This is a genomic window from Mesorhizobium sp. M1182, from assembly GCF_040318335.1.
GTDB lineage: Bacteria > Pseudomonadota > Alphaproteobacteria > Rhizobiales > Rhizobiaceae > Mesorhizobium.
In genome coordinates, this window is record NZ_JAMYMD010000004.1 from 222,598 (window position 1) to 244,695 (window position 22,098).

The following is a 22,098-nucleotide window of genomic DNA, read 5'->3' on the forward strand; positions in this document are numbered from 1 at the left end:
CCCGATAACTGCTTGCGTGTCACAATTGGTTATCGAGGAGGCTCCCATGTCCAAGCTTCGCGTCAGCGCTTTCACCCTGTCGATCGACGGCTTCGGCGCCGGTCCCGACCAAGACCTGAAGAACCCGCTGGGTGTTGGCGGAGAAGCCCTGCACGAATGGATGTTCGGCACCCGCACCTTCCGCAAGATGGTCCTCGGCAAGGATGGCGGGACCACGGACACCGACGAGGCGTTCGCGGCACGCAGCTTCGAAAATGTCGGCGCATGGATCCTCGGCCGCAACATGTTTGGGCCGATCCGCGGCGAATGGCCGGATGACAGCTGGAAAGGCTGGTGGGGTGACAACCCACCCTACCACGTGCCGGTCTTCGTGCTCACGCACCATGCGCGTGATCCTATTGTCATGGAGGGCGGCACGACCTTCTATTTCGTGACCGACGGCATCCACTCAGCGCTGGAGAAGGCGAAGGCAGTGGCTGACGGCAAGGATGTACGGCTGGGCGGCGGCGTTTCTACGATCCGGCAATATCTCAAGGAAAAGCTCATCGACGAAATGCATCTGGCGATCTCACCGGTCCTGCTAGGCGCTGGCGAGAGCCTTTTTGCCGGCATCGACCTGCCCAAGCTCGGCTATCGCTGCAGCGAGCAGGTCGCGACGCCGAAGGCCACGCATGTCATCATCGAGCGCACCTAGCTTGTTGCAGGGTGCCGCCATGGAGCGGCGCCCTCCTCGCCGCTTTAGTCAGTACTTCTCCGGCACATACTGTTTGCGCGGCAGTACCTGGCGCTCGTATTCGGGATTGAAGACGCGCTCCGCAGTGTGATCTCCTCGTGCGGCACCTCCTCATAGGGCACCTGCTTGAGGAGATGGTCGATGCAGTTCAGCCGTGCCTGTTTCTTGTCGTTGCCCTCGACGATGAACCACGGGGCTTCCGGGATATTGGTGCGGGCGAACGTTTCTTCCTTGGCCTTGGTGTACTGCTCCCAGCGCACGCGCGACTGGAGGTCCATCGGCGACAGTTTCCATTGCTTCATTGGGTCATGGATGCGCATCAAAAAGCGCATCTGCTGCTCCTCGTCGGTGATCGAAAACCAGTATTTGACAGGCGTAATGCCCGAGCGGACCAGCATGCGTTCGAAATCCGGAACGTCGCGGAAGAACTCCTCGACCTGATCCGGCTGGGCAAAGCCCATTACCCGTTCGACGCCGGAGCGGTTGTACCAGGAGCGGTCGAACAGCACGATCTCGCCGCCGGCCGGCAGATGCGGAACGTAGCGCTGGAAATACCATTGCGACTTCTCGCGCTCGGTCGGCGCCGGAAGTGCTACGACACGGCAGATGCGCGGATTAAGCCTCTGGGTGATGCGCTTGATAACACCACCCTTGCCCGCCGAGTCACGGCCCTCGAAAACCACGACGAGCTTCTTCTTGTGATAGGCGACGCAGGACTGCAGCTTGATCAACTCGGATTGCAGCGTGATGAGATCGCGAAAATACTGCAGGCGGTCGATCGATGGCGGATGTGCATTCTTGTAGATCTTGGCGATCTCCATCGACAGCGCCGGCTCCGAGATTTCCAGCTCATAGTCTTCATCCAGCGTGTCGGCGAGTTCCGCTTCCAGCCAGTCCCTGGCCGGGGAATTCTGTTTTATCTCGGTCATTTATGCTGCTCCGCTTACAGGCCTTGCCGGCCGCTGTCAGGCGCTCTGCCGCCCGGCCCGGCGGCCGGAAGTCGAAGCGCTGGACCGATGTTACTATAGGCCGGCAATGACGGTTTTATTGCAGCCACTACTGCGCTGGCTGTGCGTTTCAATCCGCAAGATGTGATCGAGCTTGCCCTGCGGAACGGGCGACAAGCGGAACGAATTATCCTACAAATAGCTGGTTCATTGAGGGCTGTCGTCTGCAACGCCCTTTCCCGATAAATTGTGAGGATACGACATGGAATACCGCACTCTCGGCCGTTCCGGGCTGAAGGTTTCAACGCTGACCATGGGCACCATGACGTTCGGCGGCGGCGGCGCGTTTTCGGCGGTCGGCAAGACCGACCTCGACGAGGCGCGCCGGATGATCGACCTTTGCATCGATGCCGGCGTCAATGTCATCGACACCGCCAACGTCTATTCGAACGGCGTGTCGGAAGAGATCATCGGCGAGGCGCTCGGCGGCAAGCGCAAGGGCGACGTGCTGATCGCCTCCAAGGCGCGCATGCGGATCGGCAAAGGCCCCAATGATGAAGGCCTGTCGCGCTACCATCTGATCCGCGAATGCGAGAGGAGCCTGAAGCGGCTCAGGACGGATGTCATCGACATCTATTTCCTGCACGAGTGGGATGGCCTGACACCGCTTGAGGAAACCATCGCTGCGCTCGACACGCTGGTCGCGCAGGGCAAGGTCCGTTATGTCGGCTGCTCCAATTATTCCGGCTGGCAAGTGATGAAGGGGCTGGGGATCAGCGACCGTCATCACCAGCCGCGCTTCGTCACCCAGCAGATCCATTACACGTTGGAAGCGCGCGAGGCCGAGTATGAATTGTTGCCGATCTCGGTCGACCAGGGGCTCGGCGTGCTGGTCTGGAGCCCGCTTGCCGGCGGGTTGCTGTCCGGCAAATACCACCGTGACCAGCCGACCGCCCGCCAGCTCAGCGGCTGGTCGGAACCGCCGATCCGCGACGAGGACCGGCTGTGGCGGATCGTCGACACGCTGATCGATATCGGCGATAACCACGGCGTGTCGGCGGCGCAGGTGGCGCTTGCCTGGCTGCTCGGCCGGCCCGCTGTCAGTTCGCTGGTGATCGGCGGACGAACCGAAGCGCATTTCAAAGACAATATCGCCGCTGCAAGCCTTGTGCTTGCCGATGAGGAGCGCACACGGCTCGATGTGGTCAGCAGGCCGCCCGTGCTCTATCCCTACTGGCACCAGCAATTCACGGCAAAGGACCGGTTCGGGCCGGCCGATCTCGTTCTCGACCGCGACGGCGCCTGAAAAGCCGGGCTCTCCGGACTGCGCCGAGATATGGAGCCCGATCGTGCCTTGCGGTGTTGTGTTTGCGGTCCAATGCTCCTAGGCAAAGGCCAAGCACAACGAAAGGAAACGATATGGCACGAGCACCGAACTACGGTCAGGAACGCAAGGAACGCGACCGGCAGAAGGCCGCCAAGAAGGCGGAAAAGCAGGCTGCCAAGGTCGCAGCCAAGGAGCGATCGAAGCCCGAGGGCGAGAGCGAGTCCCAAACCAAAACCGAAACGACCGAGTGATGACGCCCGGCCTGTCAGGCGGTCCGGGCCTCGGTCAAATCCCGCTATGCCTCAGGCGGGCGCCTTGTCGCTGACGAAGACGTTCACTTCACGAGCGGCGGCAATGAAGGCCCGTCTTGCGTTCATGGCCGGCTTGTCGCCGGCCAGCGCATCATGACAGGCTTGCAACGCTTCGCGGTGCTTGGGGCTGCGCTTGCCGGGCCAATTGTTGAGGAGGTAGTCGGAAGCCTCACGGGCCGTACGCAAGAGCTGATTGCTTCCCGCCGCGCCCTTGACGGTCACGGGTGTGTCAAATCGGTTGTTTTCCATCGCCGCTCTTACGCCATCGGCATTTGCGAAGCGAGACCGAAAGTAGCATTCTTCGCTCATCTGCTCTTTTCGTGATCAATGGCAGCCGATCCTCACTCAAGCGACGACGGCAAATCCCCGGGCGCGCAGGCCGCGCCGGTCGTTGCGCAGCGAGGTCACCAGCCGGTCGCGGCTGCCGATGATATGGGCCGAAAGCAGGCGGGCGGCGCTATCGGCATCGCCGGCCCGCACCGCCGACAGAATGGCATGGTGTTCGGCCCAGGCACGGCCAAGCGCTGCCTCGTCCCGAACCTCGAGCCAGCGGGCGCGCGACAGGCGCGTCATCGCATCGCGAACCGCTCTGAACAGGAACTCGTTGCCTGACAGGCGTGCCAGCTCGATATGAAAATCCATGCCGACACGATGCCATTCCTCGCGCGACGTCTTGTCGTCGCAAGAATCGAGCATCGCCTCGATGATTTCGACGGCACTTCTGTCCTGCAAGGTGCAAGTCAGCCTGACTGCCGCGACCTCGACCGCCTCGCGATAGACGGCGATCTGCTCCAGCTCGGCAAGATTGATTGGCGAGACCGTCCAGCCGCGGCCGTCGCGGCAGATCAGGCCTTCGGTCTCGAGCCGCAGCAACGCAGCCCTGACCGGCGTGCGCGAGGCGCCGAAGCGGCTTTCGACCCAGCGCTCCGTCAGCCGCTCGCCGGGACCAATCTCGAGCCCGAGGATCATCTCGCGAAGCTGCTTTTCGACGTTCTGCATCTGCGACATTGGCGTTCCGTTCAGGTCATTCGTTCCGGCAATCGGTTCACTGGCCGGCGTTGGCCGATCACGCCGGCCTTTGTCGATCATGTTTGAGAGGCCCGCATTGACAGCGACGGGGCTTGCGTTCATGACAGATACCAGGTTGGTATCCCAAATTGGTATCCACAGCAAGTTTCATGCAAGCTGGCCGGACAGGACAGACATGCCGCAAGACGCCAACCGCGCCACGCACAACGTCCACTGGCGCCGCAATCTCGCCGTGTGTTTTGCCGGCTCGTTCAGCACGCTTGTAGCGATGACGCTGCTGTTGCCCTTCCTGCCGCTTTACGTCGAGCAGCTGGGCGCAGAGGGCCATGCGGCGATCGTGCAGTGGTCGGGCGTCGCCTACGGCGCCACCTTCCTTGCCGCCGCGCTGGTCGCGCCCCTGTGGGGGCGGCTAGGCGACCGCTACGGCCGCAAACTGATGCTGGTGCGCGCCAGTTTCGGCATGGCGCTGTGCATGTCGCTGACCGGCATGGTGCAGACTGTCTGGCAATTGGTGCTCTTGCGCCTGCTGATCGGCTTTGCCGGCGGCTATTCTTCGGGCTCGACCATCCTGGTTGCCATGCAGACGCCGAAGGATCGCTCCGGCTGGGCGCTGGGCGTGCTGTCGGCCGGTATCACCGCCGGTGCCCTGGTCGGTCCGCTGCTTGGCGGCGCGCTGCCGCCGCTGATTGGCATCCGCGCCACATTCCTGCTCGCCGGCGGCGTCATTTTCCTGGCTTTTCTGGCAACCACCTTGCTGATCAAGGAGGCGCCTCGCCCGGTTGCCGCCAAGGCCGCGTCAGAAGAAAAAGTGAAAGACAGCTGGTCGCAGATTCCCGACAAGCGCCCCGTCGTCGCGATGCTCGCGACCGGCATGCTGTTGAGTTTCGCCACCATGTCGATCGAGCCGATCATCACCGTCTATGTCCAGCAGCTCATCGAAGACCAGAGCCAGGTCACGCTGGTCTCCGGCATCGTCATGTCCGCGGCAGCGCTCGGCGCCATCCTGTCGGCGTCGCGGCTCGGCAAGCTCGCCGACCGTATCGGCCACTGGAACGTCATCGTTGCCGCACTCGCCGTCTCGGCGCTGCTGCTGATCCCGCAGGCCTTCGTTACCCAGGGCTGGCAACTCGTCGTCCTGCGTTTCCTGATGGGCCTGGCGCTTGGCGGTCTTTTGCCCTGCATCACCAGCGTCATCCGCCACAATGTGCCCGACGGGGTCGGCGGCAATGTGCTGGGCTTGTCGATCTCGGCGCAATATGTCGGGCAGGTCGCCGGACCGTTGCTCGGCGGCTTTGCCGGCGGCCATTTCGGTATGCGCTCGGTGTTTCTCGGCACATCCATTCTGATGGCGGGCGGAGCGGCCTATAACTGGCTGGTCCAGTCGCGCCGCGAACGCGACATGCTGGCGGAAGCCGGCAAATCCTGACACGGTTCGCGGCACTATCTCAGGCGGTCGCCAGGAATCACGGAGGCGTGGACATGAGCACGGATGAACACGCGGCAGACGGCCGCATTCTGGTTTTTGCCGGCGGCCTATGCGGCGCGGCTGGCGTGGCGCTTTCGGCGGCGGCGGCACATCTCGGCCGCGCTTTCGTCGGTACGGCCGCATCCTTCCTGCTCTTGCATGCGCCGGTCTTCCTTGCCGTCGGGCTGCTCGGTGGCAATAGCATCCTGCGAACCGGAAGCCTCATCCTTCTCGTCGGGCTTCTGCTGTTCTCTGGAGATCTTTTGGCCCGCGACTTCCTTGGCTCGCGGCTGTTCCCGATGTCGGCGCCGATCGGCGGCACGTTGCTCATCGGCGGCTGGCTGATGATGGCCGCCTCGGCGCTGGTGCGGCCGCGCCCTTGACGCGGCAGCCAGGTTCGCCGGTTCTGTCAGTCTTGGCGACGTTCGGGCCGGACTTGGCCGTCGCGTTTGGCCGTTTTGACCACACGCCGCCGCTCCGGCCGTTCGGTGGCCGGCGATATGCCCCAATAATTGCGATAGATGTCTTCGAACAGATGCTTGATCGGGTGCATGGCTTAATCTCCTTTTTGAATCGATCCAATCAGCGGGCACAAAAAATAGGCCGCCGATCAGCTCCGCTTGCGTCCTACGAGGAAACGCAGGTCGCGAATCCACGGACCGGTCCTGTCGCGCCCCTTGCGGGCCTCCGCGCTCGAGCGGATGCTCCAGTCGTTCCGGTAAATGTCCTCGAACAGATAATTGACGGGGTGCATCGCACTCTCCTCTTGTATCGATCCAATCTGCGGGTAAAGCCGCTCTTGGATCGATTCAAGAATATGCGTCACAGCATAAATGTCAAGCAAAAATTTGAATCGATCCAAGGAAGATGTTAGGTAATCGGCACTACTGTCGGACAGGAGTCCTGGAGACGAACAAATGACATCACCCACCGAGGGCAGCAGGAGGCCCATCCGGCTGGCGGACATTGCCAAAGCCGCGGGCGTATCGCACGGCACTGCCTCCAATGTCTTCAGCCGTCCCGAAATCGTGCGCGAGGAAGTCCGCGAGCGGGTCAAGGCGGCGGCCGAGGCGCTGGGCTACGCCGGCCCGGATCCCAAGGGCCGCCTGCTGCGCGCCGGCAAGGTCAATGCAATCGGCGTCGCCACAACCGAGCCGCTGTCCTATTTCTTCGACGACCCGTTTGCCCGCGTGATGATGGCCGGCATCTCGGAAGCCTGCGACGCCACCGGCGCGGGGATAGCCCTCGTGTCGGCTGGCAACGAGGAAAAACTTGCCTGGAATATCCAGAGCGCCCTCGTGGACGGCTTCATCCTTTTCTGCATCGAGGGCGGTCCGCGTCTCGTTGAGCTGACGCGCGAACGAAAGCTCCCCTTCGTCGCGCTCGAGCTCGGCTCGCAGGACGAGACGGTCTCGGCGATCAGTATCGACAATGTTGCCGGCGGCCGGCTCGCGGCGCGCCATCTGGCGGAACTTGGACATCGCCGCTTCGCCGTGCTGTCGCTGGCCTTCGCCGACGACAGCACCGGTCTTGTCTCCCCCGAGCAGGTCCGGACCGCGGTCTATACCGGAACCCGTGACCGCCTCCTCGGCTATTTCGAAGAGCTTTCCCGGTTTGGTATCGGCACCGCCAAGGTGCCGGTCTACGAGACCGAAAACGACAAGGCGAGCACAAGGGCTGGTCTCGAAACCATCTTCGCCTCGGCGGAACCGCCGACCGCCATCCTGGCGATGTCGGACCGGATCGCGATGGTGGCATTGGAATGGCTCAACGCACGGGGCATCGCGGTTCCCCGCGATGTTTCCGTCGTCGGCTTCGACGGCGTGCCTGAAGCCGCAACTTGCGAGCCTCCGCTCACCACCATCGCCCAGCCGATCGCCGAGATCGGCCGCCGGGCAGCGCGAAGAATCCTCGACTTCGACGGCACGGTGCGGCGAGAAACGCTCGATGTCGAACTTGTCGTCAGGGCATCTTCCGGACCGCCGCCAAGTACAGGCTGACTGGGGCAGATCGGCTCCAAATCTTACCTATTGGCCGCCATGGGACCGATGCCAAAGGATGGACGGACAGGCGGCGCCTCGTTGCGGACCGGCTTGCCCTTGCCGGACCAGCCGATGGCGGACAGCCACTCCAGATAGAAGGCGAGCGCGAACTGCATGGCGATGCCGGCGGCGAGCAGCAGACTGTCATAGGCAAAGCCGCCCGGGTTGATCAGCTTCATCACCTGCACCGCCATGGCAATCACCGTGCCGGCAATGAAAACCGGCAGCGAGCGTTTGCCCAATATGGCGAGCGGATTGTCGCGGCCGGTGCGGAACAGGTTCGAGACGACAGGCAAGGCGACGACCAGATAGCTCATCGCCAGGATGTGCAGCAGCCGCGGCAACGACAGGAACGTCTTGTCGAAACCGGTCAGCACCACCGGCAGGTCGAGCCATGAAACATGCCCCCATAAGGGGCTGTGCACCCAGACGAGCGACGTCAGCACATAGGCGGCCGCCGCGCCGACCAGCCAGCGATTGACCGGGATGGCGCCGCCGCGCCGCACATGCAACACGCTGGCCATGCCGATATTGAACAGCAATTGCCATGACAGCGGATTGAGGAACCAGAAGCCGGGCTCCGGGTAGTTCGGCGGCGCGATCTGGTAGATACCGGCAATCAGCCAAAGGGCTGCGGATACGGCGAGCGCCGCCAGTGGCCGGTAGCTGATGAACAGCAGGAAGGCCGGCGCCATCAACAGCAGGGCCGCATAGACCGGCAGTATGTTGTTGTAACCGAGCTGATGGCCGAGCGTGACGATGCCGACGAGGACTTGCGGCGGGTTCCTGACGAGCGGCTCGATGTTGATCAGGGTCAGAAGGTCCGGCCGTTTCGCAAACACCGCCGCTGCGCAGAAGATAGCCATGACCACCATCGTCGTGACGATGTGGGTGACATAGAGCACGCCGGCGCGGCGCCACATCTTCAGCGTTGCGACCAGCCGGTTTCCCGGCTGGAATTTGGTGCCGTAGGCAAGAGCGACGGACATGCCGGAGATCAGCACGAAGGCCTCGGCCGCATCCGAAAACCCGAAATTCTTGTAGGTCAGGGTTTCGAAAACGGTGCCCGGCACGTGGTCGATGAATATGGTCAGGAGGGCGAGAGCCCGGAACACGTCAATACGCGTATCGCGTTCCGGCGAAACTGGCATGGTCATCGATAAAAGGCCTTAAAGCTGGTTGTTTATGCCCGGCATGCGATCACTCGGGCGACCACCCGGCGCACACTGCTTCGATCCCCCCGCGGGGATTATATGGGCAAAGAAACGGACTGAAATGCGCCCGGTTCAATCAATTTTCGCGGAGCTTGAAAATATTTCGTTTTGAAGCCGGCAAATTAACGAAAGTAACGCGAAATCAAAAGGATGTGACTATGGCCGAGGAGAGCCTCGAAGACGGTATTCTGCAGGAAAATTCAGGCTTTTTCTACCGGCTCCTTCGACCCGCCAACTTACCCGGTGACTGGCTGTTCCTGTTGCATGGATCGGGTGTCGACGAGACGACCTTGCTGCCGCTTGGTCGGCAAATCGCGCCGCATGCTGTGCTGGTTGCGGTCCGTGGCCGCATTCCTCAGGAGGACGGGTTCCGTTGGTTCACGCGAATCACCCCGACGCGATTCGAGCAGGCAAGCATCCGCACGGAGGCGGAGGCATTCGCGGGCTTCGTCGCCGGCGTCGCGAAGCGCCACAGCCTCGATCTCCGTCGCGCGACCTTTCTCGGTTATTCGAACGGCGCCAATTTGGTTTCAAGCGTCATGCTGCTGCATCCGGGCCTCATCGAGCGCGCCGCATTGCTGCGTCCGATGCCGGTGCTCGACGAGGTGCCGCCGGCCGACCTGTCGAAGGCGCGGGCGCTGATCATCGCCGGCGCCGCCGACCTGACCTACGTGCCATTCGCGCCGGTGCTGGCCGCTCTACTGAACTCGCATGGCGCCAAGGTCGAGGCCCACACCGTCGCCTCCGGCCATGAAATTGGCGATCCGGACGCCGACATCGTCAGGCAATGGCTGGCGGATCCTGCGGTCGCCGTTGCAGCGTCGGATCGATGAGCCCCGAAGCTACCCTCGCCCCATGCGGTTCCAGGCGTCCAGCCCGGCGATCTTGTAGGCTTCCGCCAGCGTCGGGTAGTTGAAGGTGTTGTTGACGAAGAAGTCGACTGTGCCGCCGAGATTGATGACCGCCTGGCCGATGTGGATGAGTTCGGTCGCGCCCTCGCCGACAATATGGGCGCCGAGCAGACGGCGTGTTTCGATCGAGAACAGAAGCTTCAGGAAACCGGTGTTGACACCCATGATGTGGCCGCGCGATGTCTCGCGGAACCGCGCCACGCCGACCTCGTAGGCGGCACCGCTCTCGCGCACCTGCTCCTCGGATTGCCCGACGGTGGAGATTTCCGGCACGGCGTAGATGCCGTAGGGAAAGGTTTCGGGCGGGGGCGGCAAGGGCACGCCGAAGGCATGGCAGGCGGCCACCCTGCCCTGCTCCATCGAGGTCGATGCCAGGCTCGGAAAGCCGATGACATCGCCGGCGGCATAGATGTTGGGCGCGCTGGTCTGGAAGGTCTGCGGATCGACCTTGATGCGGCCTCGCGAATCAGCCTCGATGCCGACGGCGTCGAGCCCTAAATTGCCGACATTGCCGGTGCGTCCCGCGGCATAAAGCACGATCTCGGAACGTATGGTGCGGCCGTCGGCCAGCGTCACCTCAGCATAGTCGGGTTTCGAGGCGATCTCCTTGACGGCACTGCCCAATCGGATGGTCATGCCGCGGTCGCGCATCTGATGGATGAAGTCGTCGACGATCTCGCGGTCGACGAAATCCAACATCGTGTTGCGCGGCTCGACCAGTGTCACCGGAACGTCGAGTGCCGAAAAGATTGTCGCATATTCGACGCCGATGACGCCGGCGCCGATCACCGTCAGCGTGCGCGGTAGCCGATCGAGCTCCAGCATCTCGTCGCTGTCGAAGATCCGTGTCTTGTCGAACGGCACGTCGCGCGGCCGGTGCGGCCGGGTGCCGACCGCGATCAGCGCATGGGCGAAGCCAACCTCGCTGTAGTCGCCGGTGTCGGTGGTCAGGCTGACCTTGTTGGGGCCCAGGAATTTTACCGCGGCGCGCGCACTCTTGACCGTGTTGCGCATGAACTGGTGCTGCAGCACCTCGACCTCATGGTCGAGCGTCTTGTGCAGGCGCTCGACCAGATCGCCGACCGAAATGTCCTGCTTGACGCGGTAGCCGCGTCCATAAAAGCCGCGCTCGCGCCAGCCGGAGAGGTTGAGCACCGTCTCGCGCAACGTCTTCGACGGTATGGTCCCGGTATGCACCGAAACGCCGCCGAGACGCCGGCCTCTGTCGACCACCAGCACCGACTTGCCGAGCTTGGCCGACTGCACCGCAGCGCGGCGCCCAGATGGGCCGCTGCCGATGACCAGCATGTCGTAGTCCATGTCGCCCCGTCCCCTCGGCTCGGCGCGCTTTGTTGCGCCGCAGCAAACTAACGCTATCCGCGCCATGAATTCAACAAGTCAGACGGCCCCAGGCACTCCGTCACCATCTACACGGCGGCCAAAGGCTCGATCTTGATTCCGCCGCGAACCTTCACCATTTCACCAAGAAGCGGCCGTGCTTAACTCGGGTTCGATTACGAGGAAATGACATGAACGCTCGCGTTCTCGACGGCGATATCATCACCAGCAGGCTCGAAGACGTCCGCGCCTATGAAGGCGTGCGCACGCGGCGAATTCTCGCCTTCGTCATCGATTATTTCATCGTCGCGTTGCTCACCATTCCATTCGCGATCCTGGTGTTCCTGTTCGGGCTGTTGACGCTCGGCCTCGGCTGGATGCTGTTTTCCATTCTCGTGCCGACCGTCGCCATCCTCTACATCTGGAACACGCTCGGCAGTAAAGACCAGGCCACCACCGGCATGAAGATGATGGGCATCCGGCTCGACCGACTCGACGGCAGCCGCATCGACGGGCTGACCGCCGTCGTGCATTCGGTGCTGTTTTGGGCCGGTAATGTCATCCTTTCGCCGCTGGTCCTGCTGGTGAGCCTGTTTTCCGACCGCAAGCGCACGCTGCACGACCTGCTGCTCGGCACCGTTGTCAGCCGCAGTGGCCGCTGAGCAGACTTTTGAAGCGCGGCCGCAACCTTTGCGCACAAATGTGAAGACGTCCAATCAACCAGGCTTTCACAATCCTGTTGAATTTTTCGGCGTCCGCGCCAAAGGTAGAGCGATTCGCAGGAGTATTTCCAAGGCTCGATGACGCAGCACCCGACCCAGTCGCCGCAGTTCTTTCTGACCGCGCCCTCGCCATGTCCCTATCTCGAGGGCCAGTTCGAGCGCAAGGTGTTCACACACTTGGTCGGCGACAAGGCCCCCGAGATGAACGATCTGTTGACGCAGGGCGGTTTCAGGCGGTCGCAGAACATCGCCTACAGGCCGGCCTGCGAGACCTGCCGCGCCTGTGTGTCGGTGCGCATCCTGGCGCAGGAATTCACCGCCAGCCGCAACATGAAACGGGTCATACAGCATAATTCGGATCTGGTCGGCGCCATGCACGACGCCGAACCCTCCACCGAACAGTATTCGCTGTTCCGCAGCTATCTCGACGTCCGCCACCGCCGTGGCGGCATGTCAGACATGACCGTGCTCGACTACGCCATGATGGTCGAGGATACCCATGTCGACACCAAGGTCATCGAATACCGTCGCCGCGGACCTGACAGCTTCATCACCGGCAAGGGCCAGGGCGAGCTGATCGCCGTGGCGCTCACCGACAAGATGGCCGATGGCCTGTCGATGGTCTATTCCTACTTCAACCCGGACTTCGAGGACCGTTCGCTCGGCACCTTCATGATCCTCGATCACATCGCCCGCGCCAGGGCGATGGGCCTGCCCCATGTCTATCTGGGTTACTGGGTAAACGGCTCGCGCAAGATGAATTATAAGATGCGCTTCCAGCCGCAGGAGCATCTCGGCCCGAAAGGCTGGGAACGCTATAATCACGAAGCGGTTTCGCGCTGATCTTCGCTTTCGGTATTCACTCTTAAATTGTTTCGAGGAGAATGCCGCCGGGCTTCCGGCCGATCGGCTGGAAAACCGGGCGGGCCAATTTTGCGCTTCCAAGCCTACGCGAGAATTGCCGCATGCCTTCCCACAACGACCACCAGAGAGGCCTTCTGATCACCGCCATCGGCGGGCTGACGCTGACCGTCGACATTCCGCTGATCCGGCTCGCCGACGGCGAGGCGTGGACGATCCTGCTGTTGCGCACCGGCACGACCTTCGTCGCCACGCTTATCATCTGGGCCGCCTGGCGCTCGCTGAGCGCAAAGGCACCGCAGCTTGTGCCGGGCTGGTCAGGGCTCATCGTTGCCGGCCTCTACGGGCTCGGCTCGATCGCCTTCATCACCGGTGTCTACAATACCTCGACAGCCAACCTCGTTTTCATCCTGGCGTTCACAACCATGTTCGCGGCCCTTTTGTCATGGCTGTTCCTGAAGGAGAGGCCACGGCCCCTGACGCTTGCAGCGCTGGCATTGATGATCGCTGGCGTCGTGATCATCGTCGGCGATTCCGTCGGAACCGGGCATCTCTTCGGCGACCTGATGGCGCTATGCTCGGCTTTCATGATCGCCGCGGCCATCACCATCTCGCGCGCCAGCGGCAAGGATATGGGCTTCACGGCGCTGATCGGAGTGGTCCTGCCGCTGGCCGTCGCCACCCTGATGGTTTCCAAGGCGGGTTTTCACGTCAACGCGCCATGGTGGATCGTCTTCAACGGTGCCGTCATCATGCCGATCTCGTTCTTCTGCCTCGCCAACGGCCCGAAATACATCTCCGGGCCGGAAGTGGCGATGTTCTACCTGCTTGAAACCGTGCTGGCGCCGGTCTGGGTGTGGATGATCTTCGCCGAAACACCGACGCGCAACAGCCTGATCGGCGGCGCGATCCTCATCATGACCTTGATCGGCCATTCGCTCTGGCAGTTGCACGAGGGGCGCAAGCGCCGCGCCACGTTCGCCGTCAGTCACCCGGCCTGATTCTTTTTCGCGGCGGCGCGTCCGGCGACAATTTCGATCTGCGGCGGTGCATCTTCCTGCTCCGCCGGTTCGGCGGCAGCGAGTTCATCGGTCAGTTCCACTTCGCGCAGCCATTCGCGCCAGATTGCGACCAGCAGGGCCATCAGCACCGGGCCGATGAACAGGCCGAGAAAGCCCATTGTCTTGACGCCGCCAATCAGGCCGAAAAAGGTTGGCAGGAAGGGAAGCTTTATCGGCCCGCCGACCAGCTTCGGGCGCAATGTCTTGTCGACGATGAAGAGTTCGACCGCGCCCCAGATGAACAGCGCCAGCCCCGCCATCGGCGAGCCGCTGGCCGCGAGATAGATCGAGACCAGCGTGAACGACAGCGGCGCGCCGCCGGGGATAAGCGCCATGATGCCGGTCAGCGCGCCGAGCGTCACCGGCGACGGTACGCCGGCCAACCAGTAAGCGATGCCCAGCACCAGTCCTTCGCCGATGGCGATAACGGTCATACCGGTAACCGTCGACGAGATCGTCGCCGGCACCACGCGTGAGATCCGTTCCCATCTGGCCGGCAGGATGCGTTCGCCGAGGCGATCGACCTGTCCGGCGAAATGCTCGCCGTCGCGATAGGCAAAGAACAATGCGATCATCATGAACAGCAGCGTCAGCAAAAGGCCGAAGGCGCTACCGCCGGCGGCAAGCGCGCCGCGATAGATGCTGCCGATATTGGCGCCGCTGATCAGCTGGATCAGTTCGCCGATACCGCCTGGATGGCCAACGTTGACCGTCCACTGTTCATTGAGCCATTCGCCTACTACAGGCAGCGTGGCGATCCAGTGCGGCGTCGGCGCGCCGTAGCGGTTGGTCTCGATAGCCCAGCCGACCCATTCGCGCACCTCGTTGATGGCGTACGTGCCGGCAAGCGCGATCGGCACCACCAGGAAGGTCAGGATGAACAGGATCGCAAGAGTAGCGGCAATCGTGCGGTTGCCGCCGACGCCTGCGAGCAGCCGCCGATAGAGCGGCCAACTGGCGAAAGCGATAACCAGGGCGGCAAGGACCGGGAACAGGAAGCCGTGGAAAAAATATACGCCGGCGGCGACGATCAGCACCAGGAGCCAGCGCGCCGCTGACAGCGGCGGAATGACAGCGGCCCTGAGCGGCGTCGACAGGCCAAACAGACGCTGTTGCCGCTCCGGCTTCTGGATTCTGATTTCCTTCAAGCGCCCAATTCTCCCTAGCCCATCGCATCGCTTATGCACTGATATAGTGCAGCAATCGTGACGACATTCCAAATGTTCGGGTGGCGCTGCTAATCTCCCCCCTTGAGGGGGAGATGTCGCCGAAGGCGACAGAGGGGGTCGGGACGTCCTGACGCGACCTTACCACGAACAAAGCAGGCTGGCGCTTCATGCGCGGGGACCCCCTCTGGCCTGCCGGCCATCTCCCCCTCGAGGGGGGAGATTACCGCTTCACCCGAACTTGCCAGTCCTCGGGAAACCCTTCGGCACCATGCGGCCGGCCGAGGCGCGGGCGCCGATCCATTCGGCAAGCTCGTCACGCGATTTGGTGAAGGTGCGGTCTGCCGAATCCTGCCAGGACAGGCCGCTTGCCAGCGTGAAGGTCTTGAGGTCGAGGACACCGCCATCCTTGTATTTCTGCAGGCGCACGCCCTTGCCGCGTCCCATCTCGGGGATCTCGGCCAGCGGGAACACCAGCATCTTGCGGTTCTCGCCGACAATGGCGAGATGGTCGCCGGCGACGCTCACACAGCGCTGGGCTTCGTCGGGCGCCTTGACGTTCATCACCTGCTTGCCCTTGCGGGTGTTGGCGACGACTTCTTCTTCCGGCACGATGAAACCGTTGCCGTCATGCGACACCAGCAGCAGCTTGCGCTTGGGATCATGGACGAAAGCGGTGACGATATCCTGGTCGTTGTCCATGTCGACGATGATGCGGATCGGCTCGCCGTGGCCACGCCCACCCGGCAGCCGGTCGGCGCCGATCGTGTAGAACTTGCCGCCGGTGGTGAAGACCAGCACCTTGTCGGTCGTCTGGGCGTGGAAGGCGAGCTTGAGGCTGTCGCCTTCCTTGAAGGTCAGGGCCGAATGGTCGGTCAGATGACCTTTCATGGCCCTCAGCCAGCCCTTTTCCGAAACGACCACGGTGACCGGCTCGCGCTCGATCATGGCGTGGGCGATATCGGTCAGGTCATGCTCGGGTGCGTCGGCGAACTCGGTGCGGCGCTTGCCGATCTCGGTGTCGGGCCCGTATTTCTGGCGAACATTGGCGACTTCCCACTTGATCGTCGCCCACTGCTTGGCGTCGGACGCAAGCAGTGCCTCGATCTGCTTCTTCTCGCCGGTCAGGCCATTGAATTCCTCGCGGATTTCGAATTCCTCGAGCTTGCGCAGCGCTCTCAGCCGCATGTTGAGGATGGCTTCAGCCTGGGTGTCGGTCAGCGACCAGCGCACCATCATCACCTGCTTGGGCTCGTCCTCCTCGCGGATGATCCTGATCACCTCGTCGATGTTGAGGTAGGCGATCAAATAGCCGGCGAGGATCTCCAGCCGCCTTTCGATCTCGCCGAGGCGGTGCTTGGAGCGGCGGATCAGGACGTCGCGGCGGTGCTCCAGCCATTCCTTGAGCACACCTTTCAGCGACAGCACGTTCGGCACCTTGCCGCGCGACAACACGTTCATGTTGAGCGGAAAGCGGCTTTCGAGCTCGGTCAGCTTGAACAGCGATTCCATCATGATGCCGGGATCGACCGAGCGGCTCTTCGGCACCAGCACGACGCGGATGTCCTCGGCGCTCTCGTCGCGGATATCCTCGAGCAACGGAAGCTTGCGCGCCATCAAGAGCTCGGCGATCTTTTCGATCAGTCTGGCCTTCTGGACGCCGTAAGGGATTTCGGTGACGACTATGTTCCAGGTGCCCCTGCCCTGGTCCTCCTGGCTCCACTTCGCCCTGACGCGAAAGCCGCCGCGACCCGTTTCGTAGGCTTCGAGGATCGAGGCTCGGCTGTCGACGATGATGCCGCCGGTCGGGAAATCCGGACCTTGCACGAAATCCATCAGCTTGGTGACGGGCGCATCCGGATGATCGATCAGGTGAAGCGCGGCGTCGCAGAGCTCGGCCGCATTGTGCGGCGGGATCGAGGTCGCCATGCCGACGGCGATGCCGGACGAGCCGTTGGCGAGCAGGTTCGGGAAGGCGCCGGGCAGCACGGCCGGCTCCTCGTCTTCCTCGTTGTAGGTCGGGCGGAAATCGACGGCGTCCTCGGTGATGCCTTCCAGCAGCAGCGTCGACATTTCGGTCATGCGCGCTTCGGTGTAGCGCATGGCGGCGGCGTTATCGCCGTCGATATTGCCGAAATTGCCCTGCCCGTCGACCAGCGGGTAGCGCATCGAAAAATCCTGCGCCAACCGCACCAACGCGTCGTAGATCGACTGGTCGCCATGCGGATGGAATTTGCCCATCACCTCGCCGACGATGCGGGCGCATTTGGCAAAACCCTGGTCGGGGTTGAGCCGCAACAGGCGCATGGCATGCATGATGCGACGATGCACCGGCTTCAATCCGTCGCGCACGTCCGGCAGCGCCCGGTGCATGATGGTCGACAGCGCGTAGGCGAGATAGCGCTCTTCCAGCGCCTTCTTCAGATCGACCGGCTCAATATTGTCGCCGCCGCCACTCTCGGGCGGCAAAAGCCTTTTTCCCATGGGCTGGCACTAGCCGAGCGGGTGATTCGCGGCAAGAGGCACACCGGTATGCGTGCTCCTAAAGCGCATCGCGTTCGACCGGACCCCATGCGACGCTTTAGGTCCTTGTTTTGATGCATGTCGTTATCGCAAAACCGTTGCACATTTTTGCGCGACACCCATTATGCAACAGGAATTGGAAGCGTCGCGACGCCGGCCAACATCAATCCGTTACATCCTGCTTCTATCGCAAGGCTGATGGATCGGGTTTGCCTTTGGCCGCGATTTTCGACCATTGTGCCGAGGCCCGCCTTTTTCCGGTCCAGTTCGTCACCGAATGGTGACGACGCGACGATTTGAAAAGAATTTCAGGACACTCTCAGGGGAGCTCTCGATGACGATCAGACACTCGACACTTATTAAAAGACACTCGACACTTGTTAAGAGACTGGCTTTTTCGACCTTTTTGCTGACGCTGCCGCTGAATGCGGCGTTCGCGCAGGATACCGCGGTCGCCGACCGGCTGAAGGCGGCCCTCGCCGCGCAGGGTGTCGACCTCTCCTGGACCGGAGTAACCGGCGACACCTCCAGCATGGTTCTGCAAGGTGTAGCGGTCAAACCGGCGGCCGAAAAGGAGGCGCTCAAGATCGGCGACGTCAAGCTCGAAGGTGTGACCGAAGCCAATGGCGGCTATCAAATCGCGACCGTATCGACGTCGCCGTTCGAACACAGCGAAGATGGCGTCACGCTCAATCTCAGCCCCTTCGTCATCCACGACATGACGGTTCCGGCCGAAGGCGCAACCGGTCCGCTGGGCTCGCTGATGATGTACAAATCGGCCGAGCTCGACAACATGACAGTCAAAGTGGCTGACAAAACTGCTTTCTCGATGGACGGGCTTGCCATCGCAATCACGCCGCCGGCCGACGGCAAGGCCATGGCGTTTTCCGGCACTACGGAAAAATTCGCTGCCGACCTGACCCTGGTCGAAGATCCGAAATCCAAGGAAGTCATCAACGCACTCGGCTACCAGAACATAACAGGCAATCTTGAGATGGAAGGCACCTGGCAGCCTACCGACGGCAGGATGGACTTGTCGAAATACGAAATATCGGTCGACAATGCCGGCACGCTCGGCATGACCTTCGATCTCGGCGGCTACACGCTGGACGTCATCAAATCACTGCAGGAGATGCAGAAGAAGATGGCAGCGCAGCCCGAAGGCGCCGACAATTCGGCGCAAGGCATGGCCATGCTCGGGCTGCTGCAGCAGCTTTCGTTCAACAGCGCCTCGATCCGCTTCGACGACGATTCACTGACCAAAAAGGTGCTCGATTATGCCGGCAAGCAGCAAGGCATGTCCGGCAAGGACATCGCCAACCAGGCCAAGGCGATCGTGCCCTTCGGCATGGCGCAGCTCAACAATCCGGAACTGACCGCGCAGGTTTCGGCCGCGGTCAACAAGTTCCTCGACGATCCGCAAAGCATCGAGGTCTCGGCCGAGCCGCCGGCAGCGGTGCCGTTCGCGCTGATCATGGCGGGCGCCATGTCCAACCCGCTCGACCTGCCGAAAACGCTCGGCGTGACGGTTACGGCAAACGAAGACTGACCGAGACAGGCTTCAAGCAAAAAGCCCGGCAGCGATGCCGGGCTTTTTTATGAATCAACAGCACCGGTTCGGAGCGTTTTCTAAACCTCTTTCTTCGTCGCCACCACGCGCAGCGACAATTCGCGAAGCTGCTGCGGGCTGGCTTCCGACGGCGCGCTCATCAACAGGTCGTAGGCCTGCTGGTTCATCGGGAACATAGTCACTTCGCGCAGGTTCCTGGCGCCGACCAGAAGCATGACGACGCGGTCGATGCCGGCCGCCATGCCGCCATGCGGCGGCGCGCCATACTGGAAGGCGCGATAAAGGCCGCCGAAGCGCTCTTCGACCGTTGCGCGGTCCAGCCCGACGGTTTCGAACGCCTTGACCATGGTTTCGGGCAGATGGTTGCGGATGCCGCCGGAGGCGATCTCGAAACCGTTACAGACCATGTCGTACTGGAACGCCTTGATGCCGAGCAGATCCTCGCCGTTAAGCGCATCCATGCCGCCTTGTGGCATCGAGAAAGGATTGTGCGCGAAGTCGATCTTCTTCTCCTCCTCGTTCCATTCGAAGAACGGGAAGTCGACGATCCAGCACAATTCGAAGCGGTCGCGGTCGACAAGATTGAGCTCCTCGCCGGCGCGGGTGCGCGCCGCTCCCGCGAAGGAGACGAACTTCTTCGGATCACCGGCGACGAAGAAGGCGGCATCGCCATCGGCGAGGCCGAGTTGTTGTCGGATCGCCTCGGTGCGCTCCTCGCCGATGTTCTTGGCCAGCGGCCCGGCGCCTTCGAGCTTCTCGCCCTCCTTGCGCCAGAAGATGTAGCCGAGGCCGGGCTGACCCTCGCCTTGCGCCCATGAGTTCATGCGGTCGCAGAAGGCGCGAGACCCGCCGGTCTTGGCCGGAATGGCCCAGACCTCGGCCTTCGGATCGTTGGCAAGGATGTTGGCAAATACCTTGAAGCCAGAGTCGCGAAAATGATCCGAGACGGCCTGCATCTCGATCGGGTTGCGCAGGTCCGGCTTGTCGGTGCCGTATTTGCGCATGGCGACATCATAGGCGATGCGCGGAAACTTCTCCGTCACAGGCTTGCCGGCGGCAAAGGTCTCGAACACCCCCCGCATCACCGGCTCCATGGTGGTGAACACATCCTCCTGCTCGACGAAGCTCATCTCAACGTCGAGCTGGTAGAATTCACCCGGCAGACGGTCGGCGCGCGGGTCCTCGTCGCGGAAGCAGGGCGCAATCTGGAAGTAGCGGTCGAAGCCGGACACCATGATCAGCTGCTTATATATCTGCGGTGCCTGCGGCAGCGCATAGAAAGTGCCGGGGTGGATGCGCGACGGCACCAGAAAGTCGCGCGCCCCTTCCGGCGACGAGGCGGTCAGGATCGGCGTCGAGAATTCGGTGAAGCCGACTTCGCCCATCAGCTTGCGCATCTCGGCGATGATTTTGGTGCGCGCGACGATGTTCTTGTGCAGGGTATCGCGGCGCAGGTCGAGGAAGCGGTATTTGAGGCGGATGTCCTCTGGGTAATCCGGCTCGCCGAAGACCGGCAGGGGCAATTCCCTGGCGGCCGACAGTACCTCGATCTCGCGCGCGAAGACTTCGATCTCGCCGGTTGGCAAATTAGGGTTCACGGTGTCGGCGAGGCGCGCCTTGACCTCGCCGTCGACGCGGACGACCCATTCGCCGCGCAGGGTCTCGGCGATCTTGAAGGCGGGCGAATCCGGATCGGCGACGATCTGGGTCAGGCCGTAATGGTCGCGCAAATCGATGAACAGCAGGCCGCCATGGTCGCGCACGCGATGCACCCAGCCCGACAGGCGAACGGTCGAGCCGACGTCGGCCTTCCTCAACTGGGCACAGGTATGGCTGCGGTAACGATGCATTGTCATTCTTAAAGTCCGGATGTTGGGTTGCGGCCAAGGCATGATGGCCCAGCCTGAAAATTTGCGCGAAAAGCACATGAGAGGGTGCATTTGTCAAGGCAAGCTGCAGCCGGGTCGAGTCCCACCGGCATCAATTTATGCTCGAGGCGTCAATCTGAGTTCGCTGCTCTGTGCCGGCAGTTCAACTATGCACTCACCCCTTCACCCCGCCCGCCGTGAGACCGGAAATGATCTTGCGCTGGAAGATGAGAACGAGGACGACGAGCGGCACGGTGACGATCACCGATGCGGCCATGATGTTGCCCCACGGGATCTCGAATTGAGAGCTGCCGGAGAGCAGAGCGATGGCGACCGGCACGGTTCGCTGCTCGTTGCTGGAGGTAAACGTCAGGGCGAACAGGAACTCGTTCCACGCACCGATGAAGGCGAGAAGCCCGGTGGTCGCCAGCGCCGGCCACATGAGCGGCAGGAAGACGCGGCTGATGATGATCCAGGGCGTGGCGCCATCGAGGATCGCCGCTTCCTCCAGCTCGATCGGCAGGTCGCGAACGAAGGCGGTGAGCACCCAGACGGTGAACGGCAAGGTGAAGATCATGTAGGACAAGATCAGCGCGAACGGCGAATTGTAGAGGCCGAAGATGCGGATCAGCTCGAAAAGCCCGGCAAGCACCGCCAATTGCGGGAACATCGAAACGGACAGGATAGTGAGGAGCAGAGCCGAGCGGCCGCGGAAGCGGATGCGCGCCAGCGCATAGGCGGCGGTGACGCCGAGGAACAGCGAAATGACGACAACGGCGCTCGAGATGAAAAGCGAGTTCACGAGGTTGCGCAGGAAGGTCCCCTCGGTGAACACGGTCCTGTAGTTGCTGAAGGTAATCGTCTTCGGCCAATAGTCGATCTGGAAGAGCGCCGTCCCCGATTTCAGGCTGGTGATGATGGCGTAGTAGAACGGGAACACCGCGACGACGACGATAACGGCGACGAGGAGGTAGAAAGCCGTGCGCTTGACGATCCACATGGTCAGTAGT

Annotated in this window: 21 protein-coding genes and 1 pseudogene; 11 read left to right on the forward strand and 11 right to left on the reverse strand. The window is 62.3% G+C overall.

Going from position 1 to position 22,098, the window contains the following annotated elements; genetic code table 11:
• Positions 1–46: 46 nt before the first annotated feature.
• The gene (locus NKH33_RS08230; RefSeq protein ID WP_352918857.1) at positions 47–694 is read left to right on the forward strand and encodes a dihydrofolate reductase family protein; all 648 of its coding nucleotides are present in this window, start codon (positions 47–49) and stop codon (positions 692–694) included.
• Positions 695–742: 48 nt separating this feature from the next.
• On the opposite strand, the pseudogene ppk2 reads toward NKH33_RS08230, so the two are convergent.
• Positions 743–1,662, reverse strand: a pseudogene (gene ppk2, locus NKH33_RS08235) (polyphosphate kinase 2).
• Positions 1,663–1,942: 280 nt separating this feature from the next.
• Between ppk2 and NKH33_RS08240 the strand changes: the two are divergent.
• Both NKH33_RS08240 and NKH33_RS08245 read left to right on the forward strand, forming a co-directional pair.
• Positions 1,943–2,986, forward strand: coding sequence for an aldo/keto reductase (locus NKH33_RS08240; RefSeq protein WP_352918859.1), 1,044 nt, complete (start codon positions 1,943–1,945; stop codon positions 2,984–2,986).
• A 113-nt stretch (positions 2,987–3,099) separates the two neighbouring features.
• Positions 3,100–3,258 (forward strand): hypothetical protein, encoded by a 159-nt coding sequence (locus tag NKH33_RS08245; protein ID WP_352449291.1) that lies wholly within the window; start codon positions 3,100–3,102, stop codon positions 3,256–3,258.
• A 51-nt stretch (positions 3,259–3,309) separates the two neighbouring features.
• On the opposite strand, the gene NKH33_RS08250 is transcribed toward NKH33_RS08245, so the two are convergent.
• Together NKH33_RS08250 and NKH33_RS08255 are read right to left on the reverse strand one after the other, a co-directional pair.
• Positions 3,310–3,567 (reverse strand): DUF982 domain-containing protein, encoded by a 258-nt coding sequence (locus NKH33_RS08250; protein WP_023674477.1) that lies wholly within the window; start codon positions 3,565–3,567, stop codon positions 3,310–3,312.
• A 96-nt stretch (positions 3,568–3,663) separates the two neighbouring features.
• The gene (locus NKH33_RS08255) at positions 3,664–4,326 is read right to left on the reverse strand and encodes a GntR family transcriptional regulator (protein WP_352918861.1); all 663 of its coding nucleotides are present in this window, start codon (positions 4,324–4,326) and stop codon (positions 3,664–3,666) included.
• A 196-nt stretch (positions 4,327–4,522) separates the two neighbouring features.
• Here NKH33_RS08255 and NKH33_RS08260 point away from each other — a divergent pair, with 196 nt between their 5' ends.
• Together NKH33_RS08260 and NKH33_RS08265 are read left to right on the forward strand one after the other, a co-directional pair.
• The gene (locus NKH33_RS08260; RefSeq protein WP_352472026.1) at positions 4,523–5,773 is read left to right on the forward strand and encodes a multidrug efflux MFS transporter; all 1,251 of its coding nucleotides are present in this window, start codon (positions 4,523–4,525) and stop codon (positions 5,771–5,773) included.
• Between the two features lie 53 nt (positions 5,774–5,826).
• Complete coding sequence (locus tag NKH33_RS08265; RefSeq protein WP_352918863.1) at positions 5,827–6,195, forward strand: DUF423 domain-containing protein; 369 nt, start codon at positions 5,827–5,829, stop codon at positions 6,193–6,195.
• 26 nt (positions 6,196–6,221) lie between these two features.
• Here the strand turns inward: NKH33_RS08265 and NKH33_RS08270 are convergent, their stop codons facing one another.
• Together NKH33_RS08270 and NKH33_RS08275 are read right to left on the reverse strand one after the other, a co-directional pair.
• Positions 6,222–6,365, reverse strand: a complete 144-nt coding sequence (locus NKH33_RS08270; RefSeq protein ID WP_352472029.1) for a hypothetical protein — start codon at positions 6,363–6,365, stop codon at positions 6,222–6,224.
• 57 nt (positions 6,366–6,422) lie between these two features.
• The gene (locus tag NKH33_RS08275) at positions 6,423–6,566 is read right to left on the reverse strand and encodes a hypothetical protein (RefSeq protein ID WP_352472030.1); all 144 of its coding nucleotides are present in this window, start codon (positions 6,564–6,566) and stop codon (positions 6,423–6,425) included.
• Between the two features lie 163 nt (positions 6,567–6,729).
• Between NKH33_RS08275 and NKH33_RS08280 the strand changes: the two genes are divergently transcribed.
• Positions 6,730–7,812 (forward strand): LacI family DNA-binding transcriptional regulator, encoded by a 1,083-nt coding sequence (locus NKH33_RS08280; RefSeq protein ID WP_352918865.1) that lies wholly within the window; start codon positions 6,730–6,732, stop codon positions 7,810–7,812.
• A gap of 23 nt (positions 7,813–7,835) precedes the next feature.
• Here NKH33_RS08280 and NKH33_RS08285 read toward each other — a convergent pair whose 3' ends face one another.
• Positions 7,836–9,011, reverse strand: a complete 1,176-nt coding sequence (locus NKH33_RS08285; RefSeq protein WP_352918867.1) for an OpgC family protein — start codon at positions 9,009–9,011, stop codon at positions 7,836–7,838.
• A 215-nt stretch (positions 9,012–9,226) separates the two neighbouring features.
• Here NKH33_RS08285 and NKH33_RS08290 point away from each other — a divergent pair, with 215 nt between their 5' ends.
• Positions 9,227–9,901 carry an alpha/beta hydrolase gene (locus NKH33_RS08290; protein ID WP_352918869.1) on the forward strand — a complete coding sequence of 225 codons (675 nt, stop codon included), beginning with the start codon at positions 9,227–9,229 and terminating at the stop codon, positions 9,899–9,901.
• A 9-nt stretch (positions 9,902–9,910) separates the two neighbouring features.
• Here the strand turns inward: NKH33_RS08290 and sthA are convergent, their stop codons facing one another.
• Positions 9,911–11,299, reverse strand: coding sequence for a Si-specific NAD(P)(+) transhydrogenase (gene sthA / locus NKH33_RS08295; protein ID WP_352472033.1), 1,389 nt, complete (start codon positions 11,297–11,299; stop codon positions 9,911–9,913).
• Positions 11,300–11,508: 209 nt separating this feature from the next.
• Here sthA and NKH33_RS08300 point away from each other — a divergent pair, with 209 nt between their 5' ends.
• The 3 genes from NKH33_RS08300 to NKH33_RS08310 all read left to right on the forward strand — a co-directional run bounded on the left by NKH33_RS08300 (position 11,509) and on the right by NKH33_RS08310 (position 13,901).
• A complete protein-coding gene (locus tag NKH33_RS08300; protein WP_352918871.1) occupies positions 11,509–11,979 on the forward strand; it encodes an RDD family protein in 471 nt (156 codons plus the stop codon).
• A 138-nt stretch (positions 11,980–12,117) separates the two neighbouring features.
• On the forward strand, positions 12,118–12,882 hold the full coding sequence (locus NKH33_RS08305; RefSeq protein WP_352472035.1) for an arginyltransferase: 765 nt from the start codon (positions 12,118–12,120) through the stop codon (positions 12,880–12,882).
• 122 nt (positions 12,883–13,004) lie between these two features.
• Complete coding sequence (locus NKH33_RS08310; RefSeq protein ID WP_352918873.1) at positions 13,005–13,901, forward strand: DMT family transporter; 897 nt, start codon at positions 13,005–13,007, stop codon at positions 13,899–13,901.
• On the opposite strand, the gene NKH33_RS08315 is transcribed toward NKH33_RS08310, so the two are convergent.
• Together NKH33_RS08315 and parC are read right to left on the reverse strand one after the other, a co-directional pair.
• Positions 13,889–15,109, reverse strand: a complete 1,221-nt coding sequence (locus NKH33_RS08315; protein ID WP_352918874.1) for an AI-2E family transporter — start codon at positions 15,107–15,109, stop codon at positions 13,889–13,891. The genes NKH33_RS08310 and NKH33_RS08315 overlap by 13 nt on opposite strands.
• A 249-nt stretch (positions 15,110–15,358) precedes the next feature.
• Positions 15,359–17,611 (reverse strand): DNA topoisomerase IV subunit A, encoded by a 2,253-nt coding sequence (gene parC / locus NKH33_RS08320; protein WP_352918875.1) that lies wholly within the window; start codon positions 17,609–17,611, stop codon positions 15,359–15,361.
• Positions 17,612–17,984: 373 nt separating this feature from the next.
• Here parC and NKH33_RS08325 point away from each other — a divergent pair, with 373 nt between their 5' ends.
• A complete protein-coding gene (locus NKH33_RS08325; RefSeq protein WP_352918876.1) occupies positions 17,985–19,199 on the forward strand; it encodes an aq_1923 C-terminal domain in 1,215 nt (404 codons plus the stop codon).
• Between the two features lie 80 nt (positions 19,200–19,279).
• Here NKH33_RS08325 and aspS read toward each other — a convergent pair whose 3' ends face one another.
• Positions 19,280–21,070 (reverse strand): aspartate--tRNA ligase, encoded by a 1,791-nt coding sequence (gene aspS, locus NKH33_RS08330; protein WP_352918903.1) that lies wholly within the window; start codon positions 21,068–21,070, stop codon positions 19,280–19,282.
• Between the two features lie 193 nt (positions 21,071–21,263).
• Positions 21,264–22,088 carry a carbohydrate ABC transporter permease gene (locus NKH33_RS08335; RefSeq protein WP_352472041.1) on the reverse strand — a complete coding sequence of 275 codons (825 nt, stop codon included), beginning with the start codon at positions 22,086–22,088 and terminating at the stop codon, positions 21,264–21,266.
• Positions 22,089–22,098 lie beyond the last annotated feature (10 nt).

Bases quoted from the DNA above. Each gene is read 5' to 3' on its own strand.
- NKH33_RS08335 (WP_352472041.1), bottom strand. From the start codon at position 22,088: ATGTGGATCGTCAAGCGCACGGCTTTCTACCTCCTCGTCGCCGTTATC.
- NKH33_RS08270 (WP_352472029.1), bottom strand. From the start codon at position 6,365: ATGCACCCGATCAAGCATCTGTTCGAAGACATCTATCGCAATTATTGG.
- NKH33_RS08265 (WP_352918863.1), top strand. From the start codon at position 5,827: ATGAGCACGGATGAACACGCGGCAGACGGCCGCATTCTGGTTTTTGCC.
- NKH33_RS08240 (WP_352918859.1), top strand. From the start codon at position 1,943: ATGGAATACCGCACTCTCGGCCGTTCCGGGCTGAAGGTTTCAACGCTG.
- NKH33_RS08260 (WP_352472026.1), top strand. From the start codon at position 4,523: ATGCCGCAAGACGCCAACCGCGCCACGCACAACGTCCACTGGCGCCGC.
- aspS (WP_352918903.1), bottom strand. From the start codon at position 21,070: ATGCATCGTTACCGCAGCCATACCTGTGCCCAGTTGAGGAAGGCCGAC.
- NKH33_RS08280 (WP_352918865.1), top strand. From the start codon at position 6,730: ATGACATCACCCACCGAGGGCAGCAGGAGGCCCATCCGGCTGGCGGAC.
- NKH33_RS08310 (WP_352918873.1), top strand. From the start codon at position 13,005: ATGCCTTCCCACAACGACCACCAGAGAGGCCTTCTGATCACCGCCATC.
- NKH33_RS08275 (WP_352472030.1), bottom strand. From the start codon at position 6,566: ATGCACCCCGTCAATTATCTGTTCGAGGACATTTACCGGAACGACTGG.
- NKH33_RS08255 (WP_352918861.1), bottom strand. From the start codon at position 4,326: ATGTCGCAGATGCAGAACGTCGAAAAGCAGCTTCGCGAGATGATCCTC.
- NKH33_RS08300 (WP_352918871.1), top strand. From the start codon at position 11,509: ATGAACGCTCGCGTTCTCGACGGCGATATCATCACCAGCAGGCTCGAA.
- NKH33_RS08285 (WP_352918867.1), bottom strand. From the start codon at position 9,011: ATGACCATGCCAGTTTCGCCGGAACGCGATACGCGTATTGACGTGTTC.
- sthA (WP_352472033.1), bottom strand. From the start codon at position 11,299: ATGGACTACGACATGCTGGTCATCGGCAGCGGCCCATCTGGGCGCCGC.
- NKH33_RS08230 (WP_352918857.1), top strand. From the start codon at position 47: ATGTCCAAGCTTCGCGTCAGCGCTTTCACCCTGTCGATCGACGGCTTC.
- NKH33_RS08245 (WP_352449291.1), top strand. From the start codon at position 3,100: ATGGCACGAGCACCGAACTACGGTCAGGAACGCAAGGAACGCGACCGG.
- parC (WP_352918875.1), bottom strand. From the start codon at position 17,611: ATGGGAAAAAGGCTTTTGCCGCCCGAGAGTGGCGGCGGCGACAATATT.
- NKH33_RS08250 (WP_023674477.1), bottom strand. From the start codon at position 3,567: ATGGAAAACAACCGATTTGACACACCCGTGACCGTCAAGGGCGCGGCG.
- NKH33_RS08305 (WP_352472035.1), top strand. From the start codon at position 12,118: ATGACGCAGCACCCGACCCAGTCGCCGCAGTTCTTTCTGACCGCGCCC.
- NKH33_RS08325 (WP_352918876.1), top strand. From the start codon at position 17,985: ATGACGATCAGACACTCGACACTTATTAAAAGACACTCGACACTTGTT.
- NKH33_RS08290 (WP_352918869.1), top strand. From the start codon at position 9,227: ATGGCCGAGGAGAGCCTCGAAGACGGTATTCTGCAGGAAAATTCAGGC.